The 18,839-nt window shown below is 68.2% G+C and carries 22 protein-coding genes; 10 read left to right on the top strand and 12 right to left on the bottom strand.

The features are described 5' to 3' along the window. Positions 1-33: 33 nt before the first annotated feature. From ABSL23_RS02875 to ABSL23_RS02860, 4 genes are all read right to left on the bottom strand, one after another. Positions 34-1,152: a tRNA (guanine(26)-N(2))-dimethyltransferase gene (locus ABSL23_RS02875; RefSeq protein WP_059057728.1), complete on the bottom strand. Its 1,119-nt coding sequence runs from the start codon at positions 1,150-1,152 to the stop codon at positions 34-36. A 275-nt stretch (positions 1,153-1,427) separates the two neighbouring features. Beyond that, entirely contained in the window at positions 1,428-2,738 is a 1,311-nt protein-coding gene (gene aceB / locus ABSL23_RS02870; RefSeq protein WP_059057727.1) for a malate synthase AceB, read from the bottom strand. Further along, complete coding sequence (gene aceA, locus ABSL23_RS02865) at positions 2,731-3,783, bottom strand: isocitrate lyase (protein WP_059057726.1); 1,053 nt, start codon at positions 3,781-3,783, stop codon at positions 2,731-2,733. The genes aceB and aceA overlap by 8 nt, the downstream gene beginning before the upstream one ends. Then, positions 3,776-3,907 (bottom strand): hypothetical protein, encoded by a 132-nt coding sequence (locus ABSL23_RS02860; RefSeq protein ID WP_256943840.1) that lies wholly within the window; start codon positions 3,905-3,907, stop codon positions 3,776-3,778. Before ABSL23_RS02860 ends, aceA begins: the two co-directional genes overlap by 8 nt. Positions 3,908-4,143: 236 nt before the next feature. On the opposite strand from ABSL23_RS02860, the gene ABSL23_RS02855 reads away from it, so the two are divergent. Continuing rightward, positions 4,144-4,482 carry a hypothetical protein gene (locus tag ABSL23_RS02855; protein WP_059057725.1) on the top strand — a complete coding sequence of 113 codons (339 nt, stop codon included), beginning with the start codon at positions 4,144-4,146 and terminating at the stop codon, positions 4,480-4,482. A 223-nt stretch (positions 4,483-4,705) separates the two neighbouring features. Here the strand turns inward: ABSL23_RS02855 and hisH are convergent, their stop codons facing one another. Then, complete coding sequence (gene hisH, locus ABSL23_RS02850; RefSeq protein WP_059058299.1) at positions 4,706-5,362, bottom strand: imidazole glycerol phosphate synthase subunit HisH; 657 nt, start codon at positions 5,360-5,362, stop codon at positions 4,706-4,708. 130 nt (positions 5,363-5,492) lie between these two features. Here hisH and ABSL23_RS02845 point away from each other — a divergent pair, with 130 nt between their 5' ends. The 3 genes from ABSL23_RS02845 to phnE all read left to right on the top strand — a co-directional run bounded on the left by ABSL23_RS02845 (position 5,493) and on the right by phnE (position 8,359). Then, positions 5,493-6,518: a PhnD/SsuA/transferrin family substrate-binding protein gene (locus ABSL23_RS02845; protein ID WP_059057724.1), complete on the top strand. Its 1,026-nt coding sequence runs from the start codon at positions 5,493-5,495 to the stop codon at positions 6,516-6,518. 87 nt (positions 6,519-6,605) lie between these two features. Further along, positions 6,606-7,349, top strand: a complete 744-nt coding sequence (gene phnC / locus ABSL23_RS02840) for a phosphonate ABC transporter ATP-binding protein (protein WP_059057723.1) — start codon at positions 6,606-6,608, stop codon at positions 7,347-7,349. Beyond that, entirely contained in the window at positions 7,346-8,359 is a 1,014-nt protein-coding gene (phnE, locus tag ABSL23_RS02835) for a phosphonate ABC transporter, permease protein PhnE (protein ID WP_059057722.1), read from the top strand. Before phnC ends, phnE begins: the two co-directional genes overlap by 4 nt. A gap of 1 nt (position 8,360) precedes the next feature. On the opposite strand, the gene ABSL23_RS02830 is transcribed toward phnE, so the two are convergent. The 3 genes from ABSL23_RS02830 to ABSL23_RS02820 are packed head-to-tail and all read right to left on the bottom strand — an operon-like array spanning position 8,361 to position 9,737. Further along, positions 8,361-8,957: a uracil-DNA glycosylase gene (locus ABSL23_RS02830; RefSeq protein WP_059057721.1), complete on the bottom strand. Its 597-nt coding sequence runs from the start codon at positions 8,955-8,957 to the stop codon at positions 8,361-8,363. Positions 8,958-8,989: 32 nt separating this feature from the next. Further along, the gene (locus ABSL23_RS02825; protein WP_059058297.1) at positions 8,990-9,553 is read right to left on the bottom strand and encodes a DUF99 family protein; all 564 of its coding nucleotides are present in this window, start codon (positions 9,551-9,553) and stop codon (positions 8,990-8,992) included. A 4-nt stretch (positions 9,554-9,557) separates the two neighbouring features. Further along, positions 9,558-9,737 (bottom strand): DUF5786 family protein, encoded by a 180-nt coding sequence (locus ABSL23_RS02820; protein ID WP_059057720.1) that lies wholly within the window; start codon positions 9,735-9,737, stop codon positions 9,558-9,560. Positions 9,738-9,840: 103 nt separating this feature from the next. On the opposite strand from ABSL23_RS02820, the gene ABSL23_RS02815 reads away from it, so the two are divergent. Both ABSL23_RS02815 and ABSL23_RS02810 read left to right on the top strand, forming a co-directional pair. Further along, on the top strand, positions 9,841-10,449 hold the full coding sequence (locus tag ABSL23_RS02815) for an MBL fold metallo-hydrolase (RefSeq protein WP_059057719.1): 609 nt from the start codon (positions 9,841-9,843) through the stop codon (positions 10,447-10,449). A 69-nt stretch (positions 10,450-10,518) separates the two neighbouring features. Further along, positions 10,519-11,058 carry a GNAT family protein gene (locus ABSL23_RS02810; RefSeq protein ID WP_059057718.1) on the top strand — a complete coding sequence of 180 codons (540 nt, stop codon included), beginning with the start codon at positions 10,519-10,521 and terminating at the stop codon, positions 11,056-11,058. 1 nt (position 11,059) lies between these two features. Here the strand turns inward: ABSL23_RS02810 and ABSL23_RS02805 are convergent, their stop codons facing one another. Together ABSL23_RS02805 and ABSL23_RS02800 are read right to left on the bottom strand one after the other, a co-directional pair. Beyond that, entirely contained in the window at positions 11,060-11,203 is a 144-nt protein-coding gene (locus ABSL23_RS02805) for a 50S ribosomal protein L40e (protein ID WP_058984215.1), read from the bottom strand. A gap of 54 nt (positions 11,204-11,257) precedes the next feature. Next, entirely contained in the window at positions 11,258-11,755 is a 498-nt protein-coding gene (locus ABSL23_RS02800; protein ID WP_059057717.1) for a DUF367 family protein, read from the bottom strand. A gap of 101 nt (positions 11,756-11,856) precedes the next feature. Here ABSL23_RS02800 and ABSL23_RS02795 point away from each other — a divergent pair, with 101 nt between their 5' ends. Continuing rightward, positions 11,857-12,222 (top strand): nuclear transport factor 2 family protein, encoded by a 366-nt coding sequence (locus ABSL23_RS02795; RefSeq protein ID WP_197570623.1) that lies wholly within the window; start codon positions 11,857-11,859, stop codon positions 12,220-12,222. On the opposite strand, the gene ABSL23_RS02790 is transcribed toward ABSL23_RS02795, so the two are convergent. Together ABSL23_RS02790 and serS are read right to left on the bottom strand one after the other, a co-directional pair. Beyond that, a complete protein-coding gene (locus ABSL23_RS02790) occupies positions 12,174-13,139 on the bottom strand; it encodes a TIGR03557 family F420-dependent LLM class oxidoreductase (protein WP_059057715.1) in 966 nt (321 codons plus the stop codon). The genes ABSL23_RS02795 and ABSL23_RS02790 overlap by 49 nt on opposite strands. 71 nt (positions 13,140-13,210) lie before the next feature. After that, the gene (serS, locus tag ABSL23_RS02785; RefSeq protein WP_353634640.1) at positions 13,211-14,590 is read right to left on the bottom strand and encodes a serine--tRNA ligase; all 1,380 of its coding nucleotides are present in this window, start codon (positions 14,588-14,590) and stop codon (positions 13,211-13,213) included. Between the two features lie 138 nt (positions 14,591-14,728). Between serS and ABSL23_RS02780 the strand changes: the two genes are divergently transcribed. The 3 genes from ABSL23_RS02780 to ABSL23_RS02770 are packed head-to-tail and all read left to right on the top strand — an operon-like array spanning position 14,729 to position 18,804. After that, on the top strand, positions 14,729-15,895 hold the full coding sequence (locus tag ABSL23_RS02780; RefSeq protein ID WP_059057713.1) for an inorganic phosphate transporter: 1,167 nt from the start codon (positions 14,729-14,731) through the stop codon (positions 15,893-15,895). 51 nt (positions 15,896-15,946) lie between these two features. Next, positions 15,947-16,861, top strand: coding sequence for an MBL fold metallo-hydrolase (locus ABSL23_RS02775; protein ID WP_059057712.1), 915 nt, complete (start codon positions 15,947-15,949; stop codon positions 16,859-16,861). 5 nt (positions 16,862-16,866) lie between these two features. Next, a complete protein-coding gene (locus ABSL23_RS02770; RefSeq protein ID WP_353634639.1) occupies positions 16,867-18,804 on the top strand; it encodes a long-chain fatty acid--CoA ligase in 1,938 nt (645 codons plus the stop codon). Positions 18,805-18,839 lie beyond the last annotated feature (35 nt).

The raw sequence follows: 18,839 nt of genomic DNA, 5'->3' as shown, positions 1-18,839 counted from the left end.
CGGTGGGTCATAAATCGGGCTACTGCGGGACGCCTACTCGCGGACCGCGGCCTCGACGTCGGCGAGCGAGCCGTCGGTCTTGAACGTCGTGCCGCCGTACTGCGTGCGCGAGGCCGCCAGCCCCGCGTCGCGGAGTTCGCTGAGGAACTCGTCCATGCCGACGGCGGGCTCGCCCCACTGCTTGTAGAGGCGGTGCTGGTCGAAGTGCGTCGGCTCGTGGAGTTCGCCCGCGACGGTGTCCAGCAGCTTCCGGGCGCGCTTGGCGGTGCCCATGTAGTCGGTGACATGCTCGCGGACCTCCGCGACGAATTCCCTGTCGTGGGCGGGGCCGAGCCACAGCGGGCCGGCTGGCAGCACCTGCGTGCCGCCGCAGTGCGCGCACGTCTCCGGCGCGTCCGCAATCAGGCCGTACTCGTGCTCGCGGTGGAGGCACTCCTGACAGTGGTAGACGTAGCCGAGTTCGTCGATGGCCTCGTTGGCGTCGGTCGCGGTGTGCGAGAGGTCCAGGTACGTGCGGACGTAGTGGTCGCTGACGTGGCTGAGGATGGGCGTGACGCCGACGTCGTAGCGCGCGGCGGTGCGCGCGAGCGCGGACAGCAGCACGCGTAGCCCCATCTCGGCGTGGTACTCGGTGTTCCGGGGGACGGCGGAGTACTTCCGCACGCCGGACTCGAAGTGCGCGCCGCACAGCGGCGCGGTATCCGTGGCGGTGACGCAGACGAGGTTGCGGGCGTTCGCGAACGCCGCGTCCGCGAACGGAATCGGCGACCCGAACGGGTCGAGGTCCACGACGTCGAAGAACTGGCCGTCCTCGTGGAGGAGGCTGTTGACGTTGCGCTGGACGACCTCGCCGTCGAGGTCGTTGCGTGCGAGGTTCGCCCGCGCGAGTTCGACCGAATCGGGGTCGAGGTCCGCCAGCGTCGTCGTCCAGTCGTTGTTGGCGGCGCGCACCCCGCGGATGCCGCTGGCGGCCATCGCGTCGAGGTACGTCTCCGCGCGCGGCTCGCGCTCGCGGTACGCCGACAGCGCCGCGACCGTCAGGTCCCGGTTGAGTTCCTGCGTGGGGTTGAAGAACACGCCGTCGCCGGCGCCCTCGCCGCCGCCGGCTTCCCCGGGTACTTCGACGGTCACGCCGCCTTCCTCGACGAGCATACCGCCACTCGGAGCGACGCGGAAAAAAGGCCGACGGTTGCGAGGGCGCGAAGCGCCCTCGGAATAAGCGAGCGGCGAACGAAGTAAGCCGTGAGCTGCGGGAGACGTAGTCTCCCGAATTGTGTGAACGGTGAGCGTAGAGAACGGTGAACGTAGCGAGCACTGTCGGGCGTGCAGAGTGGGAGGCGAGAGCCCTCCCGAGCTACGAGAACTCTGGATGCGACGAAGTGCGGGCCGCGGGCGGGGTGAGCACGTCCGCGTGCGGCCGCGCGTCGTTAGTCGCCGACGTTCGTCGCGCGTTCGACGACGTCGGAGCCGTACTTCTCCGCTAGTTCGTCGTGCTGGTCGGGTCGGTGCTCGTAGACGTCCTGGAACAGCGTGATGGGGGTCTGGGCGGCCTGGTAGGTTGCCTCGTCCCACATGCGGTCCTTGCTGAGGTCCACGGTGACGCCGTCAATTTCGAGGGTGGCGGACTGGGTCATCGCGATGGCGCCCTTGCCCGCTTCCTTCGCGGCTTCGAACTCCTCCATGGAGTCCACGATGTCGTTCATGCTGGGGACGTACGACGTGCGGTCCAGCAGTTCCTCGCGGAGTTCCTCCTCGGAGAGTTCGCGCTCGTCGCCGCCGGCGCGGAGCACGTAGCCGTCGCCGGTCTCCGACAGCGAGAGGTCGTCGCCGTCGTAGACCTGTCGGCCTCCGTCGGCGTCGAGTTCGACCTCGCGGCCGCCGACGTCGAGTAGCCAGCTCCCGGTCTCCGGCGGGAGCGGCGCGGTGTTGGCGACCTCGACCTGTTCGGGGGTGAGCGACCAGATGCCGGTCATCCCCTTCGCGCGGTTGTCGCGCATGCGCTGGCGGTAGCCCTCGACGTCGCGGATGTCGTCGTAGGGGCCGTCCACGGCGACGAGGCCGGCGGCGCTGGCGCCCCGAGAGGTGTTGTGGCGCAGTTCCGGCCACGGCGGGAGTTCCCCGGTGGGCGTCATCGCGCGCATGTCCTTCGTGTAGTCGACCTCGCCGTCCACGAGCAGGAACATGCGTTCGAGGTTGTTCGACGGCTTGCCCACCTCCTCGCGGAGGTCGCCCATCGCGAGCTCGGCTTCGCCGCTCTCGACGATGACCGACATCGAGAGCGAGCCTTCGTCGAGGCCGTGCTCGTGTTCGACGATGGTGATGGCCTCGTCGGCCTTCTTCCAGTCGTCGATGTCGCCGACCTCCGGGATGACGAAGCCGTCGATGTGCTCGACGGCGCCGCCCTCGGGGTCGGCGATGGTGCGCATCTGCTCGAAGCCGCGGCGGCGCGTGGACGGCCGCTCGCGGTGCCACACCACCCGGGGGTGGATTTCGCCGGGGAAGTCGGCGCCGTGGTCGCTGACGACATCCACGATGTTCCGGGCGCCCTCCGCGCGCATCGACGGCGCGGTGGCGTCCTCGTTGTCCGGCACCCAGACGTCGGGCGCCTTGATGCCGCGCAGACCCGCGGCGCTACGCAGCATCTTCGCGGAGTCGTCCTCCCCCTCGACCGCGGTCGGGGTCGTGAAGAACGTCCGCACGAACTCGCGGTCGTAGTGGCGCTCGGTCGGGTCAGTCATCCTGCGTCGGCGTGGCCTCGTCGTCGGCCGTGATGGGGTCGCTCTCGTCCTCGCTGTACCCCTCGGACTCCTCGATGCGGCGCCGGGCCTCGGGGTCGAACTGGGTCTCGATGTCCTGGTAGCGGCTGACCAGCGAGAGGTCGTGGTGGCTCTCGGTCTCGTGGCCGAGGTAGCGGTCTTCGAGGTCGAACTGCGCCTGCTCGGCGTTCTCGGCGATGTTCTCCATGTCCTCGTAGACGGCGTGGGCGCCCGAGTGGAGGCCGTAGAGGGTGATGAAGATGTACTCGTAGCCGAGGTCGCCGAGCTCCTCGAAGGTCAGCGGGTCGTCTTCCTCGCTCCACGCGAACGACGACGAGTAGTTGAACGCGAGGTCGAGGTCCGGGTGGGTCTCGTGGATGGTCTCGGCGTACTCGACGGCGTCCTCGCGGGACGGGTCGGGCATCTCCGGCCAGACGAGGTCGACGCCAGCGTCCGCGTAGATGCGGCCGCGTTCGAGGTGTTCCTCCCAGTCGCCGTTCGCGGAGCCGTACGCGTCGGTGCGCGCGATGATGACGGTGTCCTCGGACTGCTTGGCATCGACGGCGGCCTCGAAGCGCGCCTGCGCCTTCTCCCGGGAGACGATCTCCTTCCCGGCGATGTGGCCGCAGCGCTTGGGCGTCGTCTGGTCCTCGATGTGAATCGCGGCGACGCCGGCCTTCTCGTACTCGCGGACGGCGCGGCGGACGTTGTGGACGCCGCCGTAGCCGGTGTCGGCGTCCGCGACGACTGGGAGGCTGGTGGCGTCGACGATGCGCTTTGCGTTCTCGACCATCTCGGTCATCGAGACCATCTCGAGGTCCGGGAAGCCGAACTGCCCGAGGACCGTAGAGTAGCCGCTCATGTAGACGGCGTCGTGGCCGGCGCGTTCGGCCAGCCGCGCGTCGAGGGCGTGGTAGAGGCCGGGCGCGAACACGTAGGGGTCGTCGTCCGCGAGCAGTTCGCGGAACTCGCGGCCGGCGGCGTTGTCGATGTCTCGGTGCGTGTAGTCGGGGTAGTCGTCACTCATCAGTTGGCTCCGTGTGTCGGTGGCTCCAGACGGTCTCAGCGAGCGATTCTTCCTCGTCGGCGTCGCCCCGGAGGTCCGGGACGACCGGCGCGCCGGTGTTGTCTATGTCGGTGTAGGTGGGCATGGTGGGGTCTCTGTGGGTCGCTGTGGCGGTCGATAGTCGGTGCGAGCGGTCGTGCGGTGGCGTACTGCGGGCATCGCAACTGGTGACGGGGCGACCAGCCGCATAAAGTTAATGAATAATAATGTAATATGGCTCGAATAGCATTAACAATGATTAAGGAATTGGTTTGCCACGTCAATACGTACCACGGACGCGCGACCGAACCTGCTAAACCACGCGCCGCCCAACAGCGGGTCGTGTCCGAGGTCGACGACTGGCGGGCCGCACTCGCCGACGCCGGCGAACTCACCGGCCCAATCGTAGAAGGCATTCTCGCCGAACACGGCGACCGCGGCCAGCGCGCCGTCGAAGCCGCCAGCGAAGGCCGCGTCAAACAGTACAACGACTTCACCGTCGTCGTCGGCCACGAAGACGAGTACATCGTCGAAGACGGCAACTGCAACTGCCAAGACAGCCAGTACAACCTCGACCCCGACGAATCCTGCTGGCACGCCATCGCCGTCGACGTCGCCGAACGCGTCGGCGAAGTCGACCACCACGACATGTACTACAGCGAGGTTAGAGATTTCCTGTAGCGACCTTTTACGCTGCGCGCGCCTCTGGCGCGCTCGGCAAAAGCTACGCCAAAAGCACTCCTCCTTCGGTTCGCTCGCTCTCCTCAGTCGTCGGCCTCCACTCGCTCACTCCGTTCGCTCGTGGAGTGAACCGCTTCGCTCGGGCTTTGCAAGCCGCTCGCTCGCGGATGCTAACTGTCGATGAAGCGGGCGGAAAGCGTTGCTCGGGTGTGGGAACCGTTCCCTACTGTTCGGCGCAGATGTCCACGAAGTTCCGGAGAATCCGCAGGCCGGTCTCCCCGGACTTCTCGGGGTGGAACTGGGTGCCGAAGACGTTGCCCTCGTCGTTGGCGACGATGGAGGGGAACGCCTCGCCGTAGTCGGTCTCGGCGACGACGTGGTCGTCGCTGTTCGGTTCGGCGTAGTAGGAGTGGACGAAGTACGCGTGCTCGCCGTCCACGCCTTCGACGAGGGGGTGGTCGCGGGTCACGTCGAGTTCGTTCCAGCCCATGTGCGGGACCTTCACGTCGCCCGTGAATCGACGGTTCCGACCCGGAATCAGGTCCAGACCGCGCACGTCGCCCTGTCCCTCGCGCTCGGCCTCCTCGCTCTCCGTGAGCAGCATCTGCATCCCCAGACAGATGCCGAACAGCGGGCGGCCGGCCTCGGCGGCGTCGACGAGCGCGTCCCGGAACGGCCCCGCGTTCTCCATGCCGTCGCCGAACGCGCCGACGCCCGGCAACACGATGCCGTCCGCGTCGTCGAGCGCGCCCGAGTCGTCGGAGATTGTCACGTCCGCGTTCGCGCGTTCGAGCCCGCGCGTGACACTCCTGAGGTTCCCCAGCCCGTAGTCCACGACGACGACCGAAGCGGTCGTCTGGTCGGTCGACGAGATGCTCATGTTCGTGGCTTCGCCCCCCAGTTGCAAGTGGGTTTCCCTCCGCTGTTTGGTACATAGTGATGGGTATCACTGGATATAGTTGAAGGACAAACCTTTTCAATCACCTCTCGTATTCACAAACGAATTCCCCATGGCGGGACGACGCAAATTCCTCAAAATCGCAGGCGCGACAGGTATCGCTGGACTCACCGGACTCGCGGGCTGTACGGGCGGCGGCGACGGCGACGGCGGTGACGGCACGTCCGAAAGTGGCGGGACGACGACGGGCACGACGAGCAGCGGCCCGACGGAGCTGACGTTCACGCTCACGCCGGCCGAGTCCGACGTCGACGTCAAACAGCAGTACCAGCCGATGTTCGACTACCTCGAGTCCGAGGCGGACGTCTCCATCTCCTCCAGCGTCGCGGCGGACTACGCCGCGGTGTACTCCTCGCTGGAGTCCGGGCAGACGGACATCGCGGACGCCGCACCGGCAATCGCGATTCAGAGCGCGGACAACGACGTCGCGGAGGTCGCCGGCATCCGCATCGCGTACGGCGCCGCGAAGTACTTCTCGCTCATCACGACGCTGCCGGACAGCGGCATCGACGAGCTCGCGGACCTCGAAGGCGAGACGGTCGCGTTCGCAGACCGCCTCTCCACGAGCGGCTCCATCTTCCCGCTGTACATGCTCAAGCAGGCCGGTCTCGACACCGGCGGCGCGCCCAACGGCACGCCCAACGACTTCGAGGGCCAGTGGTCGGACCACTCACAGGCCCGCGAGACGCTCATCAACCGCGACCCGGTCGTGGCTGCGGGCACCGGCGCGTTCTCCACGGCGCCCAACGTCCCCAAGGACCAGTTCCCCCAGGAGTTCCTCGACATGTCCGCCGAGAACGACGGCGACCTCGGCACGGAGTCCCCGGAACTGGAACTGCTCTCGTGCTCGAACCCGATTCCGCGCGCGCCCATTCTCATCCGCTCGGCGCTGGACTCGACGGTCAGGTCCGACGTGACCGACGCCCTGCTGGCCGCCACCGAGGAGGACCTCATCAACGAGGACCTCGGCGACGACCAGCAGCTCTGGTTCACCGGGCTCAGCGAGGGCACCGTTGAGGACTACCAGCCGGTCCGCGACGCCTTCGACGAGCTCGGCGTCGAACTCGGGAACGCGTAACGCCGACGCACCTAATCGATTAATCTATTTGTCGCCCGTGATGACCCCCTACAAGCCCGCCAGTCGGGTTAGGCGGCCGCACAAGCAATGATCGAAGTCTCAAATCTGAGCAAATCGTACGGCGAAATTCAGGCTGTCGACGACGTCTCGTTCACCATCCCCGACGGTGAGTTCGTCGTCGTGCTCGGCGAGTCCGGCGCGGGGAAGTCGACGCTCCTGCGCTGTCTCAACGGTCTCACCGAGCCGACGTCCGGCTCGATTACCATCAACGGCGACCCCGTCGAGGGGCCGCGGGACGACGTCGCGATGGTATTCCAGCAACACTACCTCATCGAGGAGATGAGCGCGTACAACAACGCCCTGACGGGTGCACTCGGTCGCACTTCGTTCTTCAACAGCCTCCTCGGTCGGTACACCGAGGAGGACAAGTACGAGGCGCTGCGTGCCCTCGAAACGGTCGGCTTGCTCGACGAGTCCGGGCAGTCAGTCGGGCAGATGAGCGGCGGCCAGCAGCAGCGCGTCGGCATCGCTCGCGCGCTCGTCCAGCAACCGAACCTCCTGCTCGCCGACGAGCCGGTCGCGAGCCTCGACCCGGCGTCCGCCGAGCAAGTGATGGCGTACATCCGGCAAGCCGCCGACGAGCGCGGCCTGTCGACGCTCGCGAGCCTCCACCAGGTGAACATCGCCCGCGAGTTCGGGGAGCGGTTCCTCGGCATGAAGGACGGCGAGGTCATTTTCGACGGCTATCGCGACGACCTCACGGTCGACGTCATCGACGAAATCTACGGCACCATCGAGACCGAAGCGATTCGAACGGAGGCGGAAGCATGAGCACGGACACGGAAGACGCGGCATCGACGGTTTCGGAGTCGGTACAGGAGCAGTTCACGCGGCTCCGCATCAACAAGCGCGCGCGGCAGGTGTTCTCGGTGTTCGCGCTGGTCGTGTTCGGGTGGCTGTTCTCGCTGGCGCTCGGACAGGTCGGGTTCTCTATCGCGGAAATCATGCGCTACTGGCCGGACTTCCGCGACGCGCTCGGACAGTTCTTCCCGCCGGGCGAACTGTTCGGCCTCCCGTTCGTCGACACGGGCGCGTACTGGTCGTTCATCCAGGCGAACAACCTCCTCTTCCAACTGGAGACCAACGGCGCCGGCGTCGCATTCTGGAACTGGACGTTCATCCCCGGACAGATGTTCGTCACGCTCGCGATGGGGTTCGCGGGCACCGTGCTCGGCCTGCCGGGTGCGCTCCTGTTGGGCGTGCTGGGCTCCGAGCGCGTCACGCCGTACCCGTTCAACTTCATCTTCCGCGGGACGATGAGCGTCATCCGCGCGATTCCCGCGCTCGTCTGGGCGCTCATCTACATCCCGCTGGGCGGCGTCACGCCGTTCACGGCGACGCTCGCCATCGGCACCGACACGATGGGGAATCTCGGCCGCCTGTTCACGGACGCCCTCGAAGAGGTCGAGGACGGCCCCATCGAGGCCATCGGCTCGACCGGCGCCAGCGGCCCCCAGCGCGTCGTCTTCGGGATGCTGAGTCAGGTGTTCTCGCCGTTCATCGCGTGGACGATGTACATCCTCGAAATCAACACGCGCATCGCCGTCACCATGGGCCTCATCGGCGGCGGCGGCCTCGGGTACGTGCTCACGACCCAGCGCGGGCTGTTCAAGTACACGAACATGATGGCGACGATTCTGGTCATCTTCGTGCTCGTCATCTCCGTGGAAGTCGTCAGCCAGCGCGTCCGCTCGTACATCCGCGGCACCGAGGAGTCCCAGGGGCTCATCGCGCTTATCGTGGAGTTCCCCCAGCGGATGGTCCGCACGCTCTGGCAGTGACTCAGTAGTCGCCGAGCTGGGACTGCCCGCTGCTCTCGCCGGCTATCGTCGCCGCCTTCTCTATCGTCTCCGTGAACGTCTCGCGCTGGCTCGCGTCGTACAGCGTCGCCGCCGGATGCAGGCAGAGGAGGACTTCCCGCGGCTCCCCGCCGAGTTCGACGCGCTCGACGTTCCCCGCTTCGCTCGTCACCGCGATGTCCCGTTCGAGCAGGTGTTCGCCGGGGACCTTCCCGAGCGTGACGATTACGTCGGGGTCAACGAGCTCGATTTCGCGTTCAAGGTACGGCCGGCAGTTCGCCAGCTCCTCTCGGCTGGGGTCGCGGTTCTCCGGCGGGCGACAGCGCACGCAGTTCGTGATGCGGACGTCCGCGCGCGGCAGCCCCGCGTCCCGGAGTTCGTCGTCGAGCACGTCGCCGCTGCGCCCGACGAACGGCACGCCCTCCTCGTCCTCGGACGCCCCGGGCGCCTCCCCGACGAACAGCACGTCGGCGTCCTCGGGGCCGTCCCCGTTGACGATTCGGCTCCGGGACTCGACGAGGTCCGCACAGCGCGTGCACTCCGTGACCTCCACGCCCTCCATGCCGTCGATGTCGCTCATGCGTGTGCCGACCACGGCTGCCGGGTTAAGCGTTACAGACCCGAGTCGCCTGCGGCCTCCCGTCGGTCGGCCGCACGCGCCGCCAGCCGCGCGACCCGCAACGGCTCCGGCCGGCCGCCTTCGGGCGTGAACGCGCGAACGACTTCCGCGGGGTTCTCGCAGCCGACCGCGCGCACGAACACGCGTTCGTCGTTCACGGTCACGGGCTCCCGGTCGGGCTGGCGCTCGTAGACGTCGAGGCGCCGGTCGCGTTCGTCGCCGGAGAACTCCCGTTCGATGGCGGCGTCCAGTCCCTCGCTCTCCTCGAAGGAGACGGAGAGCACGGGCCGCGAGACGGCGTCGTGGACGGCGTGGAGGTCCACGACGTTGAACCACGCGGGCGCGATGCCCGACACGAACACGTACTGGACGTCCTCGCGGTCCAACTGGCGGTAGCACTCGACGACGGCCGCGGTGCTGTCGAGGCCGCCGACCGTGCACGAAGTAAACGAAAAGCCGTCTACCACTCGGGACGCCCGCACGACCGCGCCGGCGACCGTGGACTCCTCGCCCCGGTATGACTCCGCGACACCGAGTGCCCGCGTCCCGGCCTTCACCACGCTACTCGCCTTTGATGTCCTTCAGTCGGTCGAGGAGTTCGTCGTTCGACGCGCCGATCTCGTAGTTCACGTCGCCGCTGTGCTCGTACTCGGCGGTGTCGATGCCGTCGTCGGCGTCGATGTCGTCTGAGTCGAGAGACTGGTTCTCCTGCTCGGATTCGTCGTAGCTCCCGAAACCCATGTGTGAGCGTACGACTCCCTCCCCCAAAAATTCCCCGCTGAGTTGACCGCGGAGCGTGAAAAAACCCCGCCGTTTTACCACGACCGCGGGCGTCCCCGTTGGTATGGACGTAGTCCACGTCACCCGCGACGCCGAGACGTTCACGTGCAACGCCTACCTCGCGCCCGGCGACGAGCCGACGCTCGTGGACGCCGGCGCGTACGACGGCGTCGTCGACGAGATTCGGCGCCACGTCGACGACCTCGAACGCGTCGTCCTCACGCACCAGCACGGCGACCACGTCGAGCAACTGGACGCCGTGGTGGACGCCTTCGACCCCGAGGTGTACGCGTTCGCCGACCACCGCCTCCGCACGCACGAACTCGGCGACGGCGACCGCGTGCGCGTCGGCGACGACGACTTCGAGGTCGTGTTCACGCCCGGCCACGCGCCCGACCACGTCTCGCTGGTCTCCGACGCCGCGCTGTTCTCCGGGGACGTCGTCGTCCACGACGACGGCGCGTTCGACGACGGGAGCTTCGGCCGCACCGACATGGCCGGCCAGTCCCGCGAACGGCTTGTCGGGAGCGTCCGCGAACTCCTCAAGCGCCTGCCCGACTCTGTCGAACACATGTACTCCGGTCACGGCGAGGTCTTCCACGGCGACGTCCGCAGCGTGGTCGAGCGCGCGCTCGACCGCGCCGAACGCCGCGAACCCAAGTACGACGAGTAGCGCTCCGCGAGTGCGATGGCCTGTCACACCCCGGGAACCCTTTTTCTGACGGGAGTCGTTTCTCCGGGTATGCCCGGGAGACCGTTTCTCGAAGGCGACGCGGTGGACCTCTGTGCGGTCGCCGAGGACGACCTGGAGTTCCTCCGCGAGACGCTCAACGACCCCGCAGTGTGGCCGTCGCTGTCCGCGCGCACGCCGCTGACCGAGAAACAGGAGCGAGAGTGGTACGAGGAGCACGCCAGCGACGACAACGGGAACGTGAACTTCGTCGTCGCGGTGGACGACCAGCCGATTGGCAGCGTCGGCGTCCACGGCGTCGACGACGTCAACGGCAGCGCCGAGGTCGGCATTTTCCTCGGCGAACAGTTCTGGGGGAACGGCTACGGCACCGAAGCCGGCCGTCTCGTCACCGAGTACGCGTTCGCCCAGCACCGCCGCCATCGCGTCGTCGCGCGCGTCTTCGAGGGCAACGACGCCTCCGCGCGCATCTGGGAGAAACTCGGCTTCGAGCTGGAGGGCACGCACCGCGACGAAGTGTTCGTGGACGGCGAGTACCGGGACGTGCGCTACTACTCGGTGCTCGAAGACGAGTGGAACGGCGAGAACTGAGTTACGTCGAGCGGGACTCCTTGGCCTTCGGACGCAGGTTCTTGTACCCGCACTTGCGGCACTCGGAGGCGCGCTTGGGGTTCCGGGCGTTACACCGCATGCAGATCTGCTTCTCGAGCAGTCGGGCCTCGATGGACTCGCTCATGGGGCCGGATTCGCCGCCAACGCGTTTAAGCGTTCGGAATGCCGGTCCGGGCCGCTACGCTTCGTCGGCGAGGTAGTCCTCCTGCACCGCGACGACCTCCGCGGAGTCCGCGCACTCGCTGTACCGCCGGAGCGGCTCCTCGTTGAGTTCGAGGAACGTGTGCCCCCACGTGAACTTCGAGAGGATTTCCTCGGCGTGCTCGCGCTCGCCCAGAATGGTGAGTCCGGCGGCGAACGCCTCTACGGTGTTGAGCTGGAACGGCTGGCCGTAGTTGACGGGGTTGGCGGCGACGAGGAACGGGAGCGCGCGGTGCTCGCCGTCGATTTCGAACATCGCTTCGCCGGCCGTCTCCCACGAGCAGTCCAGCGCCACCAGCCGGCCGTGGTCGGCGTCCGCGGGCGACAGCGCGGTGTCGGCGTGCGGGTTCAGGACGACGCCGTACGGCGTCGCGCGCGCGGACTCGTGGAGGACGGCCTCGTCGAAGCGCGCGAGCTTGCGCGCCGTGCACTTCTTCGGGTCGTCGTCGCCCTCGTACCGGACGTGCAGGTCCACACCACCGGTAGGCCGTCACGGAGGAAAAACACCCCGTTCCCCGGGTGATGGCTGTGCGTCGCTCCCGCGGTTTCTTGTCCGGGCGACCCCACGACTCTGGTATGGACGACGCTGCGCTCGCACGCGCCTACTACGACGCCATCGACGCCGGGGACTACGACGCTCTCCGTGGAGTGCTCGCGCCCGACTTCGAGCACGTCCGCCCGGACGTGACGCTCTCGGGCCGCGAGGCGTTCGTCTCGTTCATGCGCGAGGACCGGCCGCGCACTGACACCCGCCACGCCGTCGACGCCATCTACGAGGGAGCAGAGGGCGTCGCGGTCCACGGGCGCTTGCTCGCCGCCGACGACGGCCGCGAACTGTTCACGTTCGTGGACGCCTTCGACACCGCCGACGGGGAAATCGTCGGGCTGACGACTTACGCCGGCGCTATCGACTCGACGGCGGGCAACACCTCGTCCTCGTAGAACTCGAAGAACCCCGATTGGTCGGGGCCGACCTGGTGGACGTACACGCGGTCGTAGCCCGCCTCGACGGCGTTCTCGATGGCCGCGACGTGGTCCTCGGGGTCGGGGCCGGTGACGAGCGAGTCCGCGACGTCCGCTCTCGTGACCAGCTCGCAGGCCTGCTCGAAGTGCGCGGTCGTCGGCAGCTGGGAGGCGAGTTCGCCGGGGAGCGCGGTGTTGGGCCACCACTCGTAGGCCGTCTCGACCGCTTCCTCCTCGGTCTCGGCGTAGCAGACGCTCAACTGCGTGTACCGCGGCCCCTCGCCGCCGTGCTCCGCCCACGTCTCGACGGCCGCCTGCGGGCCGACCGACCAGAACCCGTCCCCGATTTCGGCGGCGGTCTCGGCCGCGGACGGGCCGTACGCGGAGACGACGATGGGCGGCGTCTCCTCGGGTCGCGTGAACAGCCGCGCGTTCTGGACGGTGTAGTGTTTCCCGTGGTGGCTCTGCTGGCCACCGGACCAGAGCTTGCGGATGATTTCGACCGCCTCTTCGAGCATTTCGAGGCGGACCGCGTGCTCGGGCCAGTGCTCGCCCACGATGTGCTCGTTGAGCAGTTCGCCAGTGCCGACGCCGAGGAAGAACCGGCCGTCGAGCATCGACGCCACCGACGCCGACGCCTGCGCGACGATAGCGGGGTGGTAGCGCATGATCGGGCAGACGACGCCGATACCCACGGGAATGTCGTCGGTGGCGTGCGCGACGCCGCCGAGCGTCGACCAGACGAAGCCGCTCTCGCCCTGCTGGCTCACCCACGGGTGGAAGTGGTCCGAAATCGAGAGGAAGTCGAACCCCGTGTCCTCCGCGCGGGCGGCGTACTCCACGAGGTCGTTCGGGGGGTGCTCCTCGCTGGAGAGCGTGTACCCGAGCTGTACCATCACCCGCACCTCCGCGTGCTCGCGCTCATGTGGGGCGGGTCGCAGCGAGCGAGGAAAAGCCTACTCGCCGATTACTCGCGGTCGCCCGCGCCGAGCGCCGACTCGCCGACCTTCTCGGTGCCCTCGACGACCTCCTGCCCGTTCATGTACGGCTGGAGCGCCTCCGGCACGTCCACGGTGCCGTCGTCGTTCTGGTAGTACTCCAGAATCGCGACGAGCACCCGGGGCACCGCCAGCCCCGAGCCGTTCAGCGTGTGGAGGTACTCCGCGCTCTCGTGGCGCTCGGGCCGGTACTGGATGCCCGCGCGGCGCGCCTGGAAGTCCTCGAAGTTCGAGACGCTGGAGACCTCCAGCCAGCGGCCGCCCTCCTCGGGGCCGTCGTCCATGTCGTCGCCGGGCGCCCACACCTCGATGTCGTACTTCTTCGCCTGCGTGAAGCCCAAGTCGCCCGTGCACATCTCCAGAATCCGGTACGGGAGGTCGAGGCGTCGCAGCACTTCCTCGGCCTCGTCGACGAGCCCCTCGAAGCGCTCGTAGGAGTGCTCGGGCTCGACGAAGTTCACCATCTCCACCTTGTTGAACTGGTGGACGCGCACGATGCCGCGGGTCTCGGTGCCGTGCTCGCCGGCCTCCCGGCGGAAGTTCGGCGAGTACGCCTGATGCTTGAGGGGGAGGTCGTCGCTGAGCAGAATCTCGTCGCGGTACATGTTCGTCACCGGGACTTCCGCCGTGGGGAGCAGCCAGAGGTCGTCGTCGTCGTAGTCGGCGTCGTTGACGTCGCCGATGCGGTAGGCGTCCTCGACGAACTTCGGGAACTGGCCGGTCCCCTCCATCGACTTCGAGTTCACGGGAATCGGCGGGAAGACGTCCTCGTAGCCCTGATCGCGGTGGACGTCGAGCATGAACTGCACGAGCGCGTGTTCGAGGCGGGCGCCCGCGCCCTTCGCGAAGTAGAAGCCGCCGCCCGAGACCTTCGCGCCGCGCTCGAAGTCCAGGATGTCCAGTTGTTCACCGAGGTCGTAGTGGGGCGTCACCTCGTCGGGGAGGTCGCGGAGGTTGTCGAAACCCTCGCGGCGGCGCTCGACGTTCTCGGACTCGTCGGCGCCCACGGGCACCTCCTCGTGGGGGACCATCGGGAGCGTCAGCAGTTTCCGCTCCAGTTCGGCCTCCAGTTCGTCCGCGCGCGCCTCGATTTCTTCGAGCTCGTCCTTGAGCTCCTGCGAGCGCTCGATGGCCTCCTGCGCCTCCTCGTCTTTCCCCTCCTGCTTGAGGTCGCCGATTTTCGAGGAGACCTCGTTGCGCTCGTGGCGGAGCTCGTCGCCGCGTGCCTTGAGGTCGCGCCACTCCTCGTCGACTCCCAGAATCCGGTCGAGGTCCGCGTCCACGCCCTTCTTCTCCAGGGCGGCCCGCACCTTGTCGGGGTGTTCGCGGACGTACTGTCTGCTCAGCATTTGCCGGAGTTTGCGGGGGCGCCGGCAAGAACGTATCGCATCCCCGTGAACAGGTCACGAACCCGGAGCCGGGCGCGCGTGGAAATATCGGCCACGGGCAGAATATACACCACCCCCGAACCGCGTACGCGGGAACGCATGGACGTCCTGTTTACCGTCGCGGTCGCCGCCGCGGCGTTCGTCGGGTTCAACGTCGGCGGGTCGTCGACGGGCGTCGCGTGGGGGCCGTCGGTCGGCGCGGGAGTCACGGAGAAGACGACCGCGGCGGCGCTGATGACCGTCTTCGTCCTGCTTGGCGGCTGGACGGTCGGCCGGAACGTCGTGGCGACGCTGGGCAGCGGCGTCGTCGCGCCGAGCGCGTTCACCGTCGAGGCGAGCATCGTCGTGCTCGCGTTCATCGGTGTCGGGATGGTGGTCGCGAACGCCTACGGCGTCCCCATCTCCACGTCGATGACGGCCGTCGGCGCCATCGCGGGCCTCGGGCTCGCGACCGACACGCTCGACTGGGCGGTACTCGGGGAAATCGTCGTCTGGTGGCTTGTCGCGCCCGTCGCCGGCTTCTGGTGTGGCGCGGTCGTCGGTCGCTACCTCTACGTCCGCCTCCAGCGGGCCGCCGCCATCGAGCAGTCCGACGGCCCGCTGCTCGTCCTCGACCGGTCCGCTCTCGTCCCGACGCCCGCGCTCGGCCCCGGGACGACGCCCCGGGAGTTCGTCAGCACCGCGCTCGTCGTCGTCGTGGCGTGCTACATGTCGTTCTCGGCGGGCGCGAGCAACGTCGCGAACGCGGTCGCGCCGCTGGTCGGCGGCGGCCTCCTCGCGCCCGGGCCGGCGGTCGCGCTCGCGGCGGCGGCCATCGGCGTCGGTGCGTTCACCATCGCACGCCGCACGATGGCCTCCGTGGGGAGCGAACTCACGGACCTCCCGCTGCTGGCGGCGATGGTCGTGACGGTCGTCGCGGCGACGATTACGACCGCCGCGTCGTGGCTCGGCATCCCCATCAGTCTCGCGCTCTCGACGGTGATGACCATCGTCGGCCTCGGCTGGGGGCGGGCGTCGCGGACGGCGACGGCCTCCGAGCTGGCGCGCGGCGACGTCCACGCCGAAGTGACCGTGGCCGCGGCCAGCGTGGAGGTCGAGCCGGTCGCCGAAATCGGCGGCGAGCGCAGCGGCGACCTCGACGAGGCCGCGCTGTTCGACCCGTCGACGGTCGCGCGGTTCGTCTCCTTCTGGATTCTCGGACCGAGCGTCGCCAGCGTGCTGTCGTACCTGGCGTTCTCGGTGCTGCCGGTGGCTGGGGCGCCGTGAGCGCGGCTCGCGCACGCGAAATCTTTTGCGTGCGGCCGCCCCACTCCCGGTATGGCACCCGGCGACGTCTTCGACGTCGAACAGTGTAGCGACATCTCGTACGTCGATACCGGCATGTACGACACCGGCGAGTACGGCTCCGTCTACGTCGTCGACGCCGACCGCCCGGCAATCGTCGACACCGGCATCGGCACGAACTACGAGCGCGTGCTCGCCGCGCTCGACGACTGCGGCATCGCGCCCGCGGACCTCGAAGCGATTCTGGTGACGCACGTCCACCTCGACCACGCGGGCGGCGCGGGCTTCATCGCCGAGGAGTGCCCGAACGCGGACGTCTACGTCCACGAAATCGGCGCGCCCCACCTCGCGGACCCCTCGCGGCTCGTGGAGGGCACGAAGGAGGCGGTCGGCGACCAGTGGCAGTACTACGTCGAGCCCGAGCCCGTCCCCGAGGAGCGCATCGTCGAACTGGAAGACGGGGACACCGTGGACCTCGGGTCGCGGGAGCTGACCGCCCACCACGCGCCCGGACACGCCCCCCATCAGGTCGTCTTCGAGGACCACGCCGACGACGCCGTCTTCACCGCGGACGCCGCCGGCATCTGGATTCCCTCGCAGGACCGCGTGCGGGAGACGAGCCCGCCGCCGAACTTCGACCTCGAACAGTGCGTCACCGACGCCGAGCTGATTCGCCGCCTCGACCCCGACGTCCTGCTGTACGCGCACTTCGGGCCGGGGCCGGACGACACCGACGCGGTCCTCCGCCAGTACGAGCAAGTGCTACGGGAGTGGGTCGAGACCGTCGAACGCGAGGTCGTCGAGCGCGGCAGCGAGGAGGCGGCCATCGACCACCTCGCGGGCACGAACGAGGTCTGGCAGGTCTGGGGCGACCACAAGGCCCGCGCGGAAACTACAATGAACGTTCATGGAGTTCTCCACTACCTTAAGACCCGGGAGGCCCACTAGGGGGTATGGACTTCCGCGAGGCGGAACGCGACTACGAGGACGAGGTCACCGGGCAGACCACCCTCGCTCGCACGTTCGAGGACGCGGCAAAGCGACACGCAGACCGCCCCGCGCAGGGGTACAAGGGCGGCGTCCACGACCGCACGCTCACGCCGGACGTACTGCCGCCGGCGCCCGACGGCGACTTCGAGAACGTCACGTACGGCGAGATGCGCGACGTCGTCCGCAACCTCGCCGCCGGGTTCCGCGACCTCGGCGTCGAATCCGGGAAGCGCGTCGGCATCTTCGCGCACACCCGCATGGAGTGGGCGCAGTGCGACTTCGGGATTCTCGCGGCCGGCGGCGCCGTCACCACCGTCTACTCCAGCTCCAGCTCGCGGCAAGTGAAACACCTCCTCGGCGACAGCGGCGCGGTCGGCGTCGTCGTCGAGGGCGAGACCGAACTCGAACGCGTCCGCGAGGTCGAGGACGACCTCGACGTGGAGTTCGTCGTCACGATGGACCACGTCGCCGACGACGACGCCATCCCGCTCTCGGAAGTGTACGAGCGCGGGAAGGAGGTCTTCGACCGCGACGCCTACGAGTCGTGGATCGACGACACCGACTACGACGACCTCGCGAGCCTCATCTACACCTCGGGCACCACCGGCCAGCCGAAGGGCGTCGCGCTCACTCACGAGAACTTCCGGGAGAACGTCAACCAGTGCCGCAAGCGGTTCGGCCCGCGACCCGACAAGGCCGACTACCCCGCCATCACCGCCGAGACCCGCGTCGTCTCGTTCCTCCCGCTGGCGCACGTCCTCGAACGCCTCGCCGGCCACTTCCTGCTGTTCGCGTCGGGCGCCCACGTCTGCTACGCGGAGTCCCCGGACACGCTCCGCGAGGACTTCGCGCTGTGCGAGCCCACGTCGGGGACCAGCGTTCCGCGCGTCTACGAGAAGATTTTCGCGGCGGTCCGCGAGGAAGCCGCCCAGTCCCCCACCAAGGAGCGCATCTTCGAGTGGGCGACCGGCGTCGGCCGCGAGTTCTACGAGGCCGACGACCCCGGGCTGGCGCTGCGCACGAAACACGCCGTCGCGGACAAGCTCGTCTTCGAGCAGGTGCGGGACGCCCTCGGCGGGAACATCGACTTCTTCATCTCCGGCGGCGGCTCGCTGTCGCCGGAGCTGTGCGCGCTCTACCACGGCATGGGCCTCCCGATTCTGGAGGGGTACGGCCTCACCGAGACCAGCCCCGTCCTCTCGGTGAACCCGCCGGAGGCGCCGAAAACCGGCACCATCGGCCCGGCGGTCGTGGACACCGAGCTTCGCGTCGACGAGACCGTCGCCAGCCCCGAGCAGCGCGACGCCAGCGACGGCGACGTCGGTGAACTGCTCGCGCGCGGCCCGCAGGTCTTCGACGGCTACTGGGGGCTCGACGACGCCACCGAGCAGGCGTTCACCGAAATAGATGGAGCGGAGTGGTTCCGCACGGGCGACGTGGTGGAGATTCGGGACGACGGCTACGTCCGGTTCCTCGAACGCGCGAAACAGATTCTCACGCTCTCCACGGGGAAGAACGTCGCGCCCGGCCCCATCGAGGACGCGTTCGCCGCGACCCCGGTGGTCGAGCAGGCGATGGTCGTCGGGGACAACCGGAAGTTCGTCTCCGCGGTCATCGTCCCCGACTTCGACGCGCTCCGCAAGTGGGCCGACGGCAAAGGCATCGACCTCCCCGACGACAAGGCCGCCATCTGCCGGGACGACCGCGTCGAAGCCCGCATCCAGCAGGCCGTCGACGCCGTCAACGAGAACTTCGAGGACTACGAGCAGATCAAGCGCTTCCGCCTCGTCCCCACGGAGTTCACCGAGGACAACGACCTGCTCACGCCGACGATGAAGAAGAAGCGCCGCAACATCCTCGACGCGTTCGCAGACGAGATCGGCGACATCTACGCGGAGTGACCGCCGCGAGCGCCGGTTCCGCCGCAGTCGCGGGG

This window comes from Halobacterium sp. NMX12-1 (assembly GCF_040435975.1).
Lineage (GTDB): Archaea > Halobacteriota > Halobacteria > Halobacteriales > Halobacteriaceae > Halobacterium > Halobacterium hubeiense.
The sequence above is the reverse complement of the archived record's forward strand: the minus strand, read 5'-3'. Positions and strand labels throughout refer to the sequence as shown.